The sequence below is a fragment of the Erwinia persicina NBRC 102418 genome, assembly GCF_001571305.1.
Taxonomy (GTDB): domain Bacteria; phylum Pseudomonadota; class Gammaproteobacteria; order Enterobacterales; family Enterobacteriaceae; genus Erwinia; species Erwinia persicina.
This window is the reverse complement of the sequence record NZ_BCTN01000010.1, coordinates 105,860-121,558: the sequence shown is the minus strand read 5'-3', so window position 1 is coordinate 121,558 and position 15,699 is coordinate 105,860. Positions and strand designations below refer to the sequence as shown.

The window sequence follows — 15,699 nt, the reverse complement described above, 5'->3', positions numbered from 1 at the left end:
GTGACGGCTAACCGACTGACGCTGTCTGGCACTGTGTGCAAGGCACCAACGCGAAAAGTCAGCCCGTCAGGAATTCCACACTGCCAGTTCGTGCTTGAGCATCGTTCAGAGCAGGTGGAAGCCGGTTTTAACCGGCAAGCCTGGTGTCGAATGCCGGTGATTATCAGCGGCAAAGCTCATCAGGCCATTACTCAAAGTATAACGGTCGGCACGCAGCTTACTGTTCAGGGTTTTATTTGCAGCCATCAAGGGCGCAACGGTCTGAACAAACTCGTACTGCATGCCGAGCAGATTGAATTGATAGATTCTGGAGACTAGCCAAATGGCACGTTATTTCCGTCGTCGCAAGTTCTGCCGTTTCACAGCGGAAGGCGTTCAAGAGATCGATTATAAAGATATCGCAACGCTGAAAAATTATGTCACTGAAAGCGGTAAGATCGTACCGAGCCGTATCACCGGTACTCGCGCAAAATACCAGCGTCAGCTGGCTCGTGCTATCAAGCGCGCGCGTTACCTGTCCCTGCTGCCGTACACTGATCGTCATCAGTAACGGCAACTGTCCATTAACGACTTTAAGAGGATAAGGTAATGCAAGTTATTCTGCTTGATAAAGTAGCAAACCTGGGCAGCCTGGGTGATCAGGTCAACGTTAAAGCGGGCTACGCTCGTAACTTCCTGGTACCACAGGGCAAAGCTGTTCCTGCTACCAAGAAAAACGTTGAATTCTTCGAAGCGCGCCGTGCAGAACTGGAAGCCAAACTGGCTGACGTTCTGTCTGCAGCTAATGCACGTGCTGAGAAAATCAATGCACTGGGCACCGTTACCATCGCGTCTAAATCAGGCGACGAAGGTAAACTGTTCGGTTCCATCGGTACCCGCGACATCGCTGATGCAGTTACTGCAGCTGGCGTTGAAGTGTCTAAGAGCGAAGTTCGTCTGCCGAACGGCGTTCTGCGTACTACCGGTGAGCACGAAGTGGACTTCCAGGTTCACAGCGAAGTCTTCGCTAAACTGACTGTAAACATCGTTCCTGAAGCTTAATCGCCTCGGTATCGCATGAAAGAACGCCGCCCCTCGGGGCGGCGTTTTTGTTTGTTGCCTGCAATGTGGCTGCTTTAATAGCCAGCCGATTTTGGGGATTGTTTCCTACTGCGCTTTTAAGAACGTCCCGTCGGGCTGTCGGGTAAACAGAATCTCTCCGTTCGTCCCCTCCAGTGTTAATCCGGTCACGACGCCCTGGGCATTCTGACGTATCTTCACCCCCTGTCCCGCATGTAGGGAACTGAGCGGCTTGTCGTCACCTTCCACCTGCGCCATAGCAAACACATCATTCACCGGCAGATTATTATCGCGGAACAGCTGTGCCAGTGTCTGTCCGGAGGCAATGGTGAAATCACGCCACTCGCCCTGAGCGTCCGGCTGCGGTGTTGTCACGGCAGGAGCGGGAGTGGGAGCAGGGGTGTCCGTTATTTCTGCCTGTAGCGGCACGTCAGTACCCGATCCGCTTTGAATCGGGGTTACCGGGGCCACGCTGCGCTGGGGAGCGGGCCACAGGAAGGCCAGCAAAATCACCAGCACAGCTGCAATAATCCCGCGTCGGTGGCGCGCGGGAAGCGGGTCCATCCAGCGAACCTCATCTGGCAGATGCCAGAGGCGGCTGAACCACGGCGATAAGCGTGATGCATTTGGCATGGTTTCTTCCTCCTGGCGCGACACTCGCGCGAACGGTGAGCTTTTCATTATCCACTGTTTCATTCTGGCAATAAAAAGCGGCTTCTTCCTGCGCCTGCGGGCAGTCTGGCCCATTTAAACCTCTGAATACATATTGCTGAACCAATACGAACTATCAGCGGGGGATCTCGTGAAACCCGAGTGATAGCCAGTACAGGCTTAAGCACCCTGCAGGGTGCGGAATAGTGAGTAGCGTTATTGTTTCTGTTTCCTGCCGAAAAGTCACCAGTGGAAGATGGGATTTTACGCCCGTTGTCTGCGCTGTTATGCTTCGTCTTCGGTTTTATCAATGATGAAAGGAAAATCCATGACAACCCCTTCTTTTGACAGCGTTGAAGCGCAAGCAAGTTACGGTATCGGTTTACAGGTCGGTCAACAGTTACAGGAGTCTGGCTTGCAGGGTCTGCTGCCGGAAGCACTGCTGGCAGGTCTGCGCGATGCGCTGGAAGGGAATGCCCCATCCGTTCCTGTTGATGTCGTTCATCGCGCCCTGCGTGAAGTGCACGAGCGTGCTGAAGCGGTCCGTCAGGAACGTCAGAAGGCCATGGCAGTGGAAGGTCAGAAGTTCCTGGAAGATAACGCACAGCGTGAAGGCGTCAGCAGCACTGAGAGCGGTCTGCAGTTCAGCGTGCTGGCACAGGGCGAGGGCGCTATCCCATCCCGTCAGGATCGCGTACGTGTCCACTATACCGGTAAATTGATCGACGGCAGCGTGTTCGACAGCTCCGTACAGCGCGGTGAGCCGGCTGAGTTCCCGGTCAGCGGTGTTATCCCTGGCTGGATTGAAGCCCTGACGCTGATGCCGGTGGGTTCCAAATGGGAACTGGTGATCCCTCACAATCTGGCTTACGGCGAGCGTGGTGCCGGCGCATCCATCCCGCCTTTCAGCACCCTGGTGTTTGAAGTGGAACTGCTGGAAATCCTGTAATACCCTGCACACGCCCGGCGCTTAATGCGACCGGGCGTCTGTCACCGTTACGGTTTTAACTGATAGACAGCAAACCCAATCTCATCCGTTCCCACCTGCTTCATCGGATATTGTCCATGGCTGCGAATAAACGCAGCGGCTTTCTCTCCCGGTGCGGTTTCAAAACGAATATCCAGCGGCGTGCTGCTGTGAATCGGTGCCAGCCGCCAGTTATTATCTGCCTGCGGTTTCACCTCGCCTTGTGCCTTTGTCTGCGCGCCAATATAAGCGGCCAGCACCGAACGGTTTTCATCCGGTGAAGCAAAGGCTATCTGCTTATCCCCGGTGCCGGCGAATTTTCCACCATAGGCACGATAATTATTGGTCGCGACCAGGAAGGTTGCTTTCGGATCAATCGCTTTACCGTTAAAGGTCAGGTGGCGGATGCGCGAGGCCTTTTCATTGATCAGACCGCACTCTGCATCGTAGCGCGCAGGCTGTGTCACATCGATCTGATAGTTCACGCCATCAATGACATCGAAGTTATAGGTACGGAAATTCCAGTTAATCAGCGACTGCGGTTTACTGCTGTGGACATCAATCTGATTAAACTGCCCGGCGGAACACTCCAGCCACTGTTTAACCTGTTCACCGCTGGCTTTGACCACCACCAGCGTATTGGGATAGAGATAAAGATCGGCCGCATTGCGGAAGGTCAGCTGTCCTTTATCCACTTCAACATAGCTTGCCGGATCGTTTTTACGGCCACCGGCTTTAAACGGGGCAGCGGCTGCCAGCACCGGCAGGTGAGCAAGGTCCGGGTCGCCCTGAATAAAGTGTTCGGTATAAGCTCGCTGGGCATTATTGACGATTTGTACGGTCGGATCGTCCTGCACCAGCGACAGATAGCTGGCCATCACATCTGCCGATTTCCCGATCGGCTGGCTGACAAACTCACGTGTAGCAGCATGATCGTCCGCCAGCACCTTCACCAGGGCGGGATCTTCAGCTGCCAGCGACTTTTTGCCCGTCTTGTCATACACCGGGCGGGCTTCAGCCCGGGCGCTGCTCACCTGCCAGCCTCCGCGGTCATTGTTCAGCACCAGATCAATCACCCCGAGATGATCGCCCCACATGCCCGGCATGACCGCCGGAATACCATTCAGCGTACCCTGCTGAATATCAGCCCCCTTGATGTCAGCAAAATCGGCACTGGGGAAGACCGCATGAGCATGGCCGAACATAATCGCATCAATGCCCGGCACCTGGCTTAAGTAATACACGGAGTTCTCGGCCATCGCGTGGTAAGGCTCACTGGAGAGCCCGGAGTGTGGAATGGCCACAATCAGGTCGGCTCCCTCTTTTCGCATCTGAGGAACCCACTTTTTCGCGGTGGCGGTAATATCGTCAACGGTCACTTTGCCGGTCAGATTGGTTTTATCCCAGGTCATAATCTGCGGTGGGACAAAGCCGATGTAGCCGACTTTCAGCGTATGGGATTTCCCTTCGCGATCGCGTACTTCAACGGGTTTGATCAAATAGGGCGTAAACAGCGGTTTACCGGTTTTAACGTCGATAACATTGGCATTGATATAGGGAAAACGCGCGCCGTGAATCGCCTTTTTCAGATAGTCGAGGCCGTAGTTGAACTCGTGATTACCCAGGTTGCCCACGCTGTAGTTCAGGGTATTCATCGCTTTATAAACCGGATGAATGTCGCCTTCCTGCAGACCTTTTGCCGCCATATAGTCACCGAGCGGGCTGCCCTGAATCACATCCCCGTTGTCGACCAGTACGCTGTTCGTCACCTGCTGACGGGCGCTGGCGATTAGCGAAGCAGTACGCACCAGGCCGTACTTCTCGGTGGGCTGATCTTTGTAGTAATCGAAATCCATCATATTACTGTGCAGATCGGTGGTTTCCAGCAGGCGGAAATCCACCGTGGCGGCGGCCAGTGAATGGCTGACCAGTAGCGCGGTCAGCGTAAGGCAAGATTTGAACATGCATACTCCCTTTATGTTCCGGTTTAAACATTCGTCACCATCTCAGAATAGTGTGAAATTGTGTCGTGCCATTACAGGAAATTGTGATGCAAGTCGCGGATTTAACCCACTCCGTCGCCAGTTTGACTCACCGCGTTAAGAGGGGATGGAAAAAAAGCAGAAAATAACAGGAAACCGTGTTCCCGGGTAGAAGGTACGTTATCCTGTTGAAAACAAATGGCTAACCCCAGGGGTGACCTGCGGTTAAACGCCCTGCGGAGCAAACTGCTATCCTTTTAACAGGATTGGCTCAGGCGGCCGTGGTAACGGCAGGCGATCAGGAGGTGGAGAGTGTTAGAACAAATTTGCCAGATGGCACGTGAAGCAGGCGACGCGATTATGCGGGTGTATGACGGGCAGGCTCCACTGGATGTGGTGCGCAAAGCGGATGATTCACCGGTGACGGCGGCGGATATTGCTGCGCATAAAGTGATTGTTGCCGGATTATCGGCGCTCACTCCCGAAATCCCGATTTTGTCAGAAGAAGATCCTGCTGGCTGGGACGTGCGTCAGCACTGGCAGCAATACTGGCTTGTCGATCCGCTGGATGGCACCAAAGAGTTTATTAAACGTAATGGTGAATTCACTGTGAACATTGCGCTGATCCAGCAGGGCAAACCGGTGCTGGGCGTGGTCTATGCGCCGGTACTGGAAGTGATGTACTCTGCGGCCGATGGCAAAGCCTGGAAAGAAGAAGGCGGCCATAAAGAGCAGATTAAAATACAGGATGCGCGTCCACCGCTGGTGGTGATCAGCCGTTCTCATGCCAGTTCTGATGAGGAACTGAAAGAGTACCTGGCGCAGATGGGGGAGCATCAGACCACTGCGATTGGTTCATCGCTAAAGTTCTGCCTGGTGGCAGAAGGCAAAGCACAGCTCTATCCACGCTTCGGACCGACCAATATCTGGGACACCGGGGCTGGTCATGCGGTAGCGCTGGCAGCGGGTGCTCATGTCACAGACTGGCAGGGGAAAACGCTGGATTACACGCCCCGCGAATCCTTCCTTAATCCGGGGTTCCGCGTGTCAATTTTTTGACCCGTGCACCACACCTGAGTACCGAAAAATCAATCGGTACTCAGGTGCTATCTGTGATGGCGATATCAAGCCAGCAAGGCTTTCAACAGTGCCCTCACTTTTTTCACTTCATCCTGTGTCAGTGCACCTTCTTTGACAAAGCGCACCCGCCCCTCTTTATCCAGCACAATAATCGCCGAACCGCCGCTTGCCAGTTTCCAGGCGTGATGTACTGCCCCGTTGCTGTCGACGATGAACTGCGACCACGGGAACTGCTGCTTATTCGTTTCGATACTGCTGCGCACAAACATGCCGGTACCGGGGATGGCGTCGTCAGTATTAACGATAGTGGTCGTCTGGTAACGGTCATGGGGGAATTTCTCGGCCTTGATCACTTCGATTAGTGCGGCGTTTTGCTCTTTAGCCGAAGAGCGGCCAGCAATATGCTGGATAACCCGCACTTTTCCCACCAACTGGGCGCTGTTCCAGTTCCTGTAGCTAAACTGATCCTGCTGATAGAACAGCTCCCCCTTATCGGCAACGCCGACTGGCGGAACGCGCTGATCGGCCTTGATGTTATGGGCGGCGACAGCAAAAGGTAGCAACAGAGAGAGAGTGAGCGCGAAATTACGAACGGTAGTCATGATTGCTCCAGCACATTGAGTGGTCAGATCAGTTAGTCATACTACTGAAATAATATGTGCGGATGATGCTGCTGTCTCATCGAGATAACATCTTTGCAACACATCGCACAATTCACCACTAATTGAAGGTTTATACTGTGTGTGTACGGTCAGGTAACAGAGAGTTCTGTCATGATCTGTAAACACAGTAAAAAAATTCAATTTTAGGAACATTGGAAGCAAACGATGTTCTATAGTTATGGCACTTTGCGTTTCACCGGTTCGTGTCCGGCTTGGCCACGACGAGGCGTAGTTAATGTTTCAGGAGTCGATTCAGAATGAAAATCTTCCAAAAATATAACCCGTTACAGGTTGCGAAATACGTTAAGACGTTGTTTCGTGGGAGGTTGTATATCAAGGATGTCGGCGCGTTTGAATTTGATAAGGGCAAGATCCTCATCCCGCGCGTCAAAGATAAGCAGCACTACAGTGTGATGTCGGAAGTAAACCGGCAGGTTCTGCGGTTACAGACCGAATTTAACTGAAAAAAAAGGCGCTTTTAGCGCCTTTTTTGTGGGTGAGATCAGCCAGCCGGAACGCCAGTGACCTTACGCTTGCTCTTCAGGATCTTTCGGCAATGCCGGCACGGTGGGCCGCGCATCAATGCGTGTGACCAGCAACTGGTCAATGCGGTAACTGTCGATATCCACCACCTCAAACTTGAAACCGTGGAATTTCACGAAGTCGGTACGCTTGGGGATTTTACGCAGCATAAACATCATAAAGCCGCCTATCGTTTCGTAGTTACCGGACTGCGGGAATTCATCAATATGCAGGACGCGCATCACATCATCAATCGGTGTACCGCCCTCCACCAGCCATGAGTTTTCATCACGAGCAACAATCTGCTCTTCCATCCCCTGACCGACCAGGTCGCCCATCAGTGTCGTCATGACGTCATTGAGGGTGATGATACCGACCACCAGCGCATACTCGTTCATGATCACCGCGAAGTCTTCCCCGGCCGCTTTAAAGCTTTCCAGCGCTTCTGACAGTGTCAGCGTATCGGGAACAATCAGCGCTGAACGGATTTGCAAACCGCTATTCAACGTCATGCTCTGGTTACCCAGCACGCGCAGCAGCAACTCTTTGGAGTCGACGTAACCCACGATATGGTCAATATCTTCATTACAGACCAGGAACTTCGAATGAGGATGGCGGGCAATTTTTTCTTTCAGGCTGCTCTCATCTTCGTGCAGATCAAACCACACCACGTTTTCACGCGAGGTCATGGAAGAAGGCACGGTACGCGACTCCAGCTCGAAGACGTTCTCAATCAGCTCATGTTCCTGCTTACGTAACACGCCGGCCAGCGCTCCGGCCTCTACCACGGCGTAAATGTCGTCAGAGGTGATATCGTCTTTACGCACCAGCGGAATTTTAAACAGGCGGAAAATGATATTGGCGCCGCCGTTAAAGAACCACACCAGCGGACGGAACATAAACAGGCAAAAACGCATCGGGTTGATGATTTTCAGCGCCACGGTTTCCGGCGCGATCATTCCCAGACGTTTAGGGAACAGGTCGGCGAACAGGATAAACAGGCTGGTGACGACGGTGAAGGAACAGATAAAGCTGATCCGCTCGGCCATTTCTGCATCGACCACACGTTCAAACAGCGAACGGAACGCCGGCGAGAATGCGGCATCACCGACGATGCCACCGAGGATAGCCACGGCGTTAAGACCGATCTGTACCACGGTAAAGAACATGCCAGGCGTTTCCTGCATCTTCATGACGTGCTGCGCGTTAATGTTGCCTTCGTCGGCCAGAAGCTTAAGTTTGATTTTGCGGGCGGCCGCCAGCGAGATTTCTGAAAGCGAAAAAAATGAGCTGATGGCAATCAGCAGTACGATGACAAGGAAGCTGTCTAACATAAAACATCCATTATTTGGCTCGGCTCAGCGGGCAATCAGCAAAGCAATCGCGCGAAAAGAGGGGGCCGGGTTAATCACTTGTCATTTTTGGCCTGGGCAGCGCGCAGCGTGTTGATGCTGCGTACATCACATCAGGAAGTTCAGCGATTCAGGGCTATCCGTGCCAAAAATGTCTGCGGTTCGGCCATGTGCCGGAGCAGAAGGGTAATCAGGTCGCGGTGCGTCCTGTGGAGTGATTATAGCTGTGGTGTCGGGCGCTTACAATTGCGGCAGTGAACAGACACGGATTCCGTGTATAGGCACAAAAAATGTCGGGTTTTTCGTGTCGTACCTGGCCGGCCTCTTTTATCGTGCCGTCCCTCCCGCTGCCGTGCCTGTCTGACGAAAAGCAGACGTTTACACCGGTGTGAGGGTTTGAAACTTGTCTCATACTGATAGCACGTTACACTCCATTTAATCCTAATTGCGATGTCGGGTTGTAACGTAGCGTGACTTTGCAGACAATAAGCACAAAATTTGCCTTAGGCTCCGATTGGCCGAAGCTGAAGAGTGGGTAATACCATCTTGCCGCACGAGTTTTACACACTTAGCGAATTATTTTTACCAGATTAAGCCCGGTGGATTGCGGGCTGGCAATAAAACGGGAGTAAGCGTGCCACGAATTCATGTGTACTGCATGTCTTGCCTGCTGATCGTCGCGCCTGTCGCCCAGGCTGCGAATGTTCGTTTGCAGGTAACAGGGTTAACCGGGGAATTACAGAAGAACGTCAGGGCACGTTTATCCACCATCACCAGTGATGAAGTTACCTCCGACGGACGCTTTCGTTCGCGCGTCAGCGATGCCGTAAAAGAAGGCCTTAAAGCGCTCGGTTACTATGAGCCCCAGATCGATTTCGAGCTGCTACCGCCACCCGAAGGCGGAAAACGCCAGGTGCTGCTGGCACGGGTCACACCAGGTGAACCCGTGAAAATTGCCGGAGAAACGGTGATCCTGCGCGGCGGAGCACGTACCGATGAAGACTACCAGGCGCTGGTGCGTAACGGAAAACCCAAACTGGGTACGGTACTTAACCACGGTGATTACGAGAAGTTTAAAAGTTCCCTCAGCAATATGGCGCTGCGTAAAGGCTACTTTGACGGTGACTACCGCAAAAGCCAACTGGGTGTGTCGGTGGAACGCCGTGAAGCGTTCTGGGATCTTGATTATGACAGCGGCCAGCGCTATCGCTTTGGCGATGTCAGCTTCGAAGGCTCACAGATCCGTGATGACTATCTGCAAAATCTGGTGCCCTTTAAAAAAGGGGATTACTACACATCCCGCGACCTGGCCGAGCTAAACCGCCGTTTATCTGCGACTGGCTGGTTTAATTCGGTGGTGATAGCCCCCGAATTTGATAAAGGACGTGACAGCAAGGTGCTGCCGCTGCATGGCGTCGTTTCGCCACGCACCGAGAACACCATTGAAACCGGCGTCGGTTACTCGACGGACGTCGGCCCGCGCGTGAAGGCCACCTGGAAGAAACCCTGGGTCAATGACCGCGGGCACAGCTTCAGCACCAGTGCCAATATTTCGGCACCGGAACAGCAGTTAGATTTCAGCTATAAGATGCCGCTGCGCAAAAGCCCGCTGGAGCAGTACTACCTGCTGCAGGGGGGACTCAAACGAACCGATCTCAACGACACCAAGGCCGACTCCACCACGCTGGCCGCGTCACGCTACTGGGACAGTTCCAGCGGCTGGCAGCGCGCCGTCAATCTGCGCTGGAGCCTTGACCACTTTACTCAGGGCAGTGTCACTAACACCACGATGCTGATCTACCCGGGCGTCAGCGTGAACCGTACGCGCTCGCGCGGCGGTCTGATGCCGACGTGGGGCGACTCGCAGCGCTACTCAGTCGATGTTTCTGACACCACCTGGGGCTCAGATATCGACTTTGCGGTGATGCAGGCACAAAACGTCTGGATCCGCACGCTGGAGGACAAACACCGGTTTGTGGTGCGGGGCAACCTCGGCTGGATTGAAACCAATAATTTTGAAAAAGTGCCACCCGATCTGCGTTTCTTTGCCGGGGGTGACCGCAGCATACGCGGTTATAAGTACAAAGGTATTTCCCCACGGGATGACGAAGGAAAGCTGACCGGTGCCTCCAAGCTGGCTACCGGATCGCTGGAGTATCAATACAACGTCAGCGGAAAATGGTGGGGGGCGGTGTTTGTTGACTCCGGTGAGGCGGTCAATGACATCAAGCAGAGTAATTTTAAAACCGGTGCCGGTTTTGGCGTGCGCTGGCAGTCACCCGTCGGGCCGATCAAGCTGGATATTGCCCGGCCGATTGGCGATCAGGACGATCGCGATATTCAGTTTTACATTGGACTGGGGCCTGAACTATGAAGTGGTGGAAAAAGGGCCTGATTGGCATTCTGATTTTTATCGTGCTGTTGTTTGGCGGCATCGCATTTCTCATTGGCACGACCAGCGGCCTGCATATGGTATTGAACGGAGCGGCCCGCTGGGTTCCGGGGCTGGATATCCAGCAGGTCAAAGGCGGCTGGCGTGATCTGACGATTGCCGGCATTAAATATGAAATGCCGGGCGTTACCGTCAATGCGGGTGAGCTCCATCTTTCTCTTAAGCCCGGCTGCCTGAAGCAGAGCGCGTTCTGCGTCAATGACCTCGCGCTGAAAGACGTCCATGTGGTCGTAGACAGCAAGAAGATGCCACCCCCCGCCAATCCGCCTGTAGAGGAAGAGAGCAGCGGCGGTGATATCAGCACGCCCTATCCGCTGACCCTCAGCCGGCTGGCGCTGCATAACATCAATATAAAAATTGATGATACGGCCATTTCGCTGGCCGATTTCACCAGTGGAATGCACTGGCAGGGGCGTTCAATGACGCTGATGCCGACGCATATTCAGGGCTTACTGATCGCACTGCCGAAAGCGGCGAAAGTTGCCGACGAGCAGGTTGTTCAGCCGAAGGTGCAGCGGCCAGCTGCCGGTGAACCGTCGCTGGGTGAAACACTGAAGGCGATGTTTGCTAAACCGTTACTGCCGGATCTGCCGGAGTTTATTCTGCCGGTGGATGTCGATGTGCAGGAGATCCTGGGCGAGCAACTGCGTATCACCGGGGATACCGATATCGCCGTACAGCGCCTGCTGGTGAAAGCCAAAACCGAGAACAACCACCTGCTGCTGCAGACGCTCGATGTTGACTCGCCGCAGGGGCAGGTCAATGCTCAGGGTCAGGCGACACTCAGCGGCGACTGGCCGGTGAATTTCACGCTCTACAGTCAGCTCAATGTCGATCCAATCAAAGGTGAGAAGATCAAAATGACGCTGGGCGGTGGCCTGCGCGATACGTTGACGCTGGGTCTGAATCTCTCCGGTCCGGTGCGCGCACAGTTTGATGCGGAGACGAAGCTGGCTGAAGCAGGCCTGCCGCTCAGTATGACCTTACAGAGCCCGCAGCTGCGCTGGCCGCTGGACGGGAAGGCGCAGTATCAGGCCGACAACATTAACTTCACTTTCAAAGGGCAGGCTACCGACTATGTCATGTCCCTGCGTGCCGCGTTAAAGGGGCAAGATATCCCACCGGCTACGCTGACGCTTGATGGCAAAGGCAATGTCGAACAGTTCTCGCTGGATAAACTGCGTCTGGCAGCACTGCAGGGCAACACCGACCTGACGGCGCTGGTGGACTGGAGCCAGGCGATCAGCTGGCGCAGCGAACTGACGTTGTCCGGTATTAACACGGCAAAAGCGTATCCTGAATGGCCAGCGAAACTGGACGGGAAAATCACCACGCGCGGTAGTCTGTACGGCGGTAGCTGGCAGATGCGCGTACCGGAGCTGAAGCTCAAAGGTAACGTCCGTAATAACGCGGTCAGCGCTGACGGTACACTTTATGGCAACAGCTACAACCAGTGGGATATTCCCGGGATTAAACTGGTGCTGGGGCGTAACAACGTCAATCTGAAAGGATCGCTGGGCGATAAGCTGAATCTGGATGCGGATATTGATGCTCAACACCTGGATAACGCTCTGCCGGGTCTCGGTGGCGTTGCGAAAGGCACCCTCCGCGCCCGTGGCGACCTGACGACCCCCCAGTTGCTGGCCGATCTGACGGCGACCGGACTGCGCTGGCAGGCGATGCGCATTGGACGTATTAAGCTCGAGGGTGACGTCAGTTCGGGCGAGCAGATCCAGGGCAAGCTTAAACTGCGCGTTGAACAGCTGAAGCAGGATGCACTGGCGGTCAATCTGCTGACGCTGGATGCCAGCGGCACTGAGAAGCAGCACCAACTGAAACTGGCCGTCCAGGGCGAACCGGTCTCAGGCCAGTTAGCGCTGAACGGCAGCTTTGACCGCGCGACGCAGCGCTGGCAGGGCAACCTGAATAACACCCGCTTTGATACGCCGGTGGGCGAGTGGCGCTTAACCCGCGCTATCGCGCTCGACTATCTGAATGCAAAACAGACGGTCAGCATTGGACCTCACTGCTGGCAGAACCCTAACGCGGAGCTTTGCGTGCCGCAGACCATTGAGGCCGGGCCATCGGGCCGGGCGCGCGTCGTCCTCAGCCGCTTCAATCTGGCGATGATCAAGCCGTTTATGCCGGAAGCCACCCAGCTTACCGGCGTGTTCAGCGGCGATGCGGATGTCAGCTGGACTGCCGATGGTGCGCTGCCCACCGGACGGATTTCCCTGAAAGGTAACGGCGTAAAAGTGGAGCAGGATGTGCAGGGTAACACGCTGCCGATCGCGTTCAGCACCCTTAACCTGAATGCCGCGCTGAAAAATGGCCGGGCTCAGCTCGACTGGCTGATTCGCATTGCTAACAACGGTCAGCTTGATGGCAACGTGCAGATCGCCGATCCCGAAGGGCGAAGGACATTGTCTGGTAACGTCAACATCACCAGCCTGTCGCTGGCGATGCTAAACCCTGCCCTGATGAAAGGAGAGAAAATCACCGGGATGCTTAACAGCAATCTGCGGCTGGGAGGAGATTTACAGCGACCGCAGGTGTACGGGCAGCTTGGGCTACGCAACGTTGATGTAGACGGTAGCTTTATGCCGGTGGATCTGACGGCAGCTAACCTCTCTATGGTGTTTAATGGTATGAGCTCCACCCTCGAGGGGGCGATCCAGACCTCGCAGGGGCAGATTGCTTTAAACGGTGATGCAGACTGGAACCAGCTGGATGCCTGGCGCGCCCGTATTGCGGCGAAAGGAAGCCGGGTCCGTGTCACCGTGCCGCCGATGGTGAGGATGGATGTGTCACCGGACCTGGTGTTTGAAGCGACGCCTGAACTGTTTAATCTGGACGGGCGCGTGGATATTCCCTGGGCCCGCATCACGGTGCAGGAAGTCCCGGAAAGTGCGGTGGGTGTCTCTTCAGATGAAGTGATGCTTGATAAGGATCTGAAGCCGGTGGCACCAAAAACCAGCGGCATTCCGATTAACAGCAACCTGATTATCCACGTCGGCAATGATGTCCGTCTGAGCGCATTCGGTCTGAAAGCGAAGCTTAATGGCGACCTGAAGCTGGCGCAGGATAAACGGGGACTGGGGCTGAATGGTCAGATTAACATCCCGTCGGGTCGTTTCCACGCCTATGGTCAGGATTTGATCGTGCGTAAAGGCGAGCTGCAATTCTCAGGTCCACCGGATCAGCCCTACGTCAATATCGAAGCAATTCGTAACCCGGAAGCCACCGAGGATGATGTGACCGCAGGTGTGCGTGTGACCGGACTGGCGGATGAACCTAAGGTGGAGATCTTCTCTGACCCGGCCAAATCGCAGCAGGAAGCGCTGTCCTATCTGCTTCGTGGGCAGGGATTAGGGGCTTCCGGTAGCGATAGTGATGCTTTAACTTCTGCTCTGGTAGGATTGGGGGTTGCACAAAGTGGTCAGGTTGTGGGTAAAATCGGAGAGACTTTCGGTGTCAGTAACCTGGCGCTTGATACTGCAGGTGTTGGCGACAGTCAGCAGGTGCAGGTCAGTGGCTATGTACTGCCGGGTCTACAGGTAAAATACGGTGTTGGCATATTTGATTCACTGGCGACGTTAACGCTACGTTACCGCCTGATGCCTAAACTTTATTTGGAAGCCGTGTCTGGTATTGATCAGGCACTGGATGTGCTCTATCAGTTTGAGTTTTAGCAATGCGAATAATTGTCTATGGTAGCCTGCGGCGAAAGCAAGGTAACAGTCACTGGATGACGAACGGGCAGTGGCTGGGCGATCATCAGATCGCCGGCTACGCGCTCTACAATCTTGGTCATTACCCGGGCGTCGTGGCGGGTGAGGGCCAGGTCTATTGCGAAGTTTACCGGATTGATGCGTCAACGCTGGGTGAGTTAGATGCGCTCAGAACCAAAGGTGGTGAGTACAAGCGTGAGCTGTTATCCACCCCTTACGGAAGTGCCTGGCTGTACGTCTATCAGCGCTCAGTCAAGGGTAAAGAACGTATTGAAAGTGGCGACTGGTTGCAGCGAGATGGCAACCAGTAACCTGTAAAAAAACACCGCTCATAGAGCGGTGTTTTTTTTCGAACTTGCATTGCCGGCCGGATGCCGTAGTCGGTCGACCCGCAACGGCATCCGTCTGTTCAGACGGCTTACTTCTTCGCTGCGCGCTCGAAAGAAGAAACGATCTCAGCCTTAGCGGCTTCTACGCCTTCCCAGCCGTCAACCTTAACCCATTTGCCTTTTTCCAGCGCTTTATACTGCTCGAAGAAGTGGGTGATCTGGCCACGCAGCAGTTCAGGCAGGTCGTTCACATCCTGAATGTGCTCGTACTCTTTGCTCAGTTTGCTGTGCGGAACCGCAACAACTTTGGCATCTTCGCCAGATTCGTCGGTCATTTTCAGCACGCCAACCGGACGGCAGCGGATCACTGAACCCGGCTGTAATGGGTACGGGGTTGGCACCAGTACGTCAACCGGGTCACCATCCAGAGAAAGGGTGTGGTTGATGTAGCCGTAGTTGCACGGATAGAACATCGCTGTCGCCATAAAACGGTCAACGAACAGTGCGCCAGTGTCTTTATCCACTTCGTATTTGATCGGAGAGGCATTTGCCGGGATCTCGATAACGACATAGATATCGTCTGGCAGGTCTTTACCCGCTGGTACCAGGTTCAAGCTCATTATAAATTCCTTCAATCATCTTAGGTTGAGTACCGGCTATTATAGCCAGGTCATCTTCAAAGTACCTTCCTTTTTCCGCCTTTCAGATTGCTCCGTGCTGCAAGGCGCTCTGCGGGATCATCAGTGCTGCAATGATCGCTCTTACGGCCTGCGGGTGCGCAGCAAGAACGATGAGAAATACCCGCCGCTGTTTTATTTGATTTAAGGTTAATTATCAAAAAACAGACTGCTTTTATCTCTGTGTCCGGTGTTCTTTCTGGTTATTCCCTGGCGGGAAATTTTCCTTTTGCTT

General features: G+C 54.2%; 14 protein-coding genes. 9 read left to right on the top strand and 5 right to left on the bottom strand.

Translation table 11 applies throughout. The features are described from left to right. The 3 genes from priB to rplI are packed head-to-tail and all read left to right on the top strand — an operon-like array spanning window position 1 to window position 1,041. Window positions 1-318: a primosomal replication protein N gene (gene priB / locus EPE01S_RS22930; RefSeq protein WP_072277455.1), complete on the top strand. Its 318-nt coding sequence runs from the start codon at window positions 1-3 to the stop codon at window positions 316-318. A 4-nt stretch (window positions 319-322) separates the two neighbouring features. Then, window positions 323-550: a 30S ribosomal protein S18 gene (rpsR, locus tag EPE01S_RS12870; RefSeq protein WP_062745644.1), complete on the top strand. Its 228-nt coding sequence runs from the start codon at window positions 323-325 to the stop codon at window positions 548-550. Between the two features lie 38 nt (window positions 551-588). Then, entirely contained in the window at window positions 589-1,041 is a 453-nt protein-coding gene (gene rplI / locus EPE01S_RS12865; protein WP_062745643.1) for a 50S ribosomal protein L9, read from the top strand. A 105-nt stretch (window positions 1,042-1,146) separates the two neighbouring features. On the opposite strand, the gene EPE01S_RS12860 is transcribed toward rplI, so the two are convergent. After that, complete coding sequence (locus EPE01S_RS12860) at window positions 1,147-1,692, bottom strand: OapA family protein (protein ID WP_062745786.1); 546 nt, start codon at window positions 1,690-1,692, stop codon at window positions 1,147-1,149. Window positions 1,693-2,038: 346 nt separating this feature from the next. On the opposite strand from EPE01S_RS12860, the gene bamJ reads away from it, so the two are divergent. After that, complete coding sequence (gene bamJ / locus EPE01S_RS12855; protein ID WP_062745641.1) at window positions 2,039-2,659, top strand: BamJ family beta-barrel-assembly machinery protein; 621 nt, start codon at window positions 2,039-2,041, stop codon at window positions 2,657-2,659. Window positions 2,660-2,706: 47 nt separating this feature from the next. On the opposite strand, the gene EPE01S_RS12850 is transcribed toward bamJ, so the two are convergent. After that, window positions 2,707-4,641, bottom strand: a complete 1,935-nt coding sequence (locus tag EPE01S_RS12850; RefSeq protein ID WP_062745639.1) for a bifunctional 2',3'-cyclic-nucleotide 2'-phosphodiesterase/3'-nucleotidase — start codon at window positions 4,639-4,641, stop codon at window positions 2,707-2,709. A 330-nt stretch (window positions 4,642-4,971) separates the two neighbouring features. On the opposite strand from EPE01S_RS12850, the gene cysQ reads away from it, so the two are divergent. Next, entirely contained in the window at window positions 4,972-5,718 is a 747-nt protein-coding gene (gene cysQ, locus EPE01S_RS12845) for a 3'(2'),5'-bisphosphate nucleotidase CysQ (protein WP_062745637.1), read from the top strand. Between the two features lie 65 nt (window positions 5,719-5,783). Here the strand turns inward: cysQ and EPE01S_RS12840 are convergent, their stop codons facing one another. Next, window positions 5,784-6,341: a YtfJ family protein gene (locus EPE01S_RS12840; protein ID WP_062745634.1), complete on the bottom strand. Its 558-nt coding sequence runs from the start codon at window positions 6,339-6,341 to the stop codon at window positions 5,784-5,786. A 317-nt stretch (window positions 6,342-6,658) separates the two neighbouring features. On the opposite strand from EPE01S_RS12840, the gene EPE01S_RS12835 reads away from it, so the two are divergent. Next, window positions 6,659-6,865, top strand: a complete 207-nt coding sequence (locus EPE01S_RS12835; protein ID WP_062745632.1) for a DUF1107 domain-containing protein — start codon at window positions 6,659-6,661, stop codon at window positions 6,863-6,865. A 63-nt stretch (window positions 6,866-6,928) separates the two neighbouring features. Here EPE01S_RS12835 and paeA read toward each other — a convergent pair whose 3' ends face one another. Continuing rightward, window positions 6,929-8,257 carry a polyamine export protein PaeA gene (paeA, locus tag EPE01S_RS12830; RefSeq protein WP_062745630.1) on the bottom strand — a complete coding sequence of 443 codons (1,329 nt, stop codon included), beginning with the start codon at window positions 8,255-8,257 and terminating at the stop codon, window positions 6,929-6,931. A gap of 676 nt (window positions 8,258-8,933) precedes the next feature. Between paeA and tamA the strand changes: the two genes are divergently transcribed. From tamA to EPE01S_RS12815, 3 genes are read left to right on the top strand one after another with little or no spacing between them, the layout of a single operon-like run. Further along, window positions 8,934-10,649: an autotransporter assembly complex protein TamA gene (tamA, locus tag EPE01S_RS12825; RefSeq protein WP_118664806.1), complete on the top strand. Its 1,716-nt coding sequence runs from the start codon at window positions 8,934-8,936 to the stop codon at window positions 10,647-10,649. Then, complete coding sequence (gene tamB / locus EPE01S_RS12820; RefSeq protein WP_062745624.1) at window positions 10,646-14,419, top strand: autotransporter assembly complex protein TamB; 3,774 nt, start codon at window positions 10,646-10,648, stop codon at window positions 14,417-14,419. The genes tamA and tamB overlap by 4 nt, the downstream gene beginning before the upstream one ends. 2 nt (window positions 14,420-14,421) lie before the next feature. Further along, complete coding sequence (locus EPE01S_RS12815) at window positions 14,422-14,769, top strand: gamma-glutamylcyclotransferase family protein (protein WP_062745622.1); 348 nt, start codon at window positions 14,422-14,424, stop codon at window positions 14,767-14,769. A gap of 107 nt (window positions 14,770-14,876) precedes the next feature. On the opposite strand, the gene ppa is transcribed toward EPE01S_RS12815, so the two are convergent. Next, entirely contained in the window at window positions 14,877-15,407 is a 531-nt protein-coding gene (gene ppa, locus EPE01S_RS12810) for an inorganic diphosphatase (protein ID WP_062745619.1), read from the bottom strand. Between the last annotated feature and the right edge of the window lie 292 nt (window positions 15,408-15,699).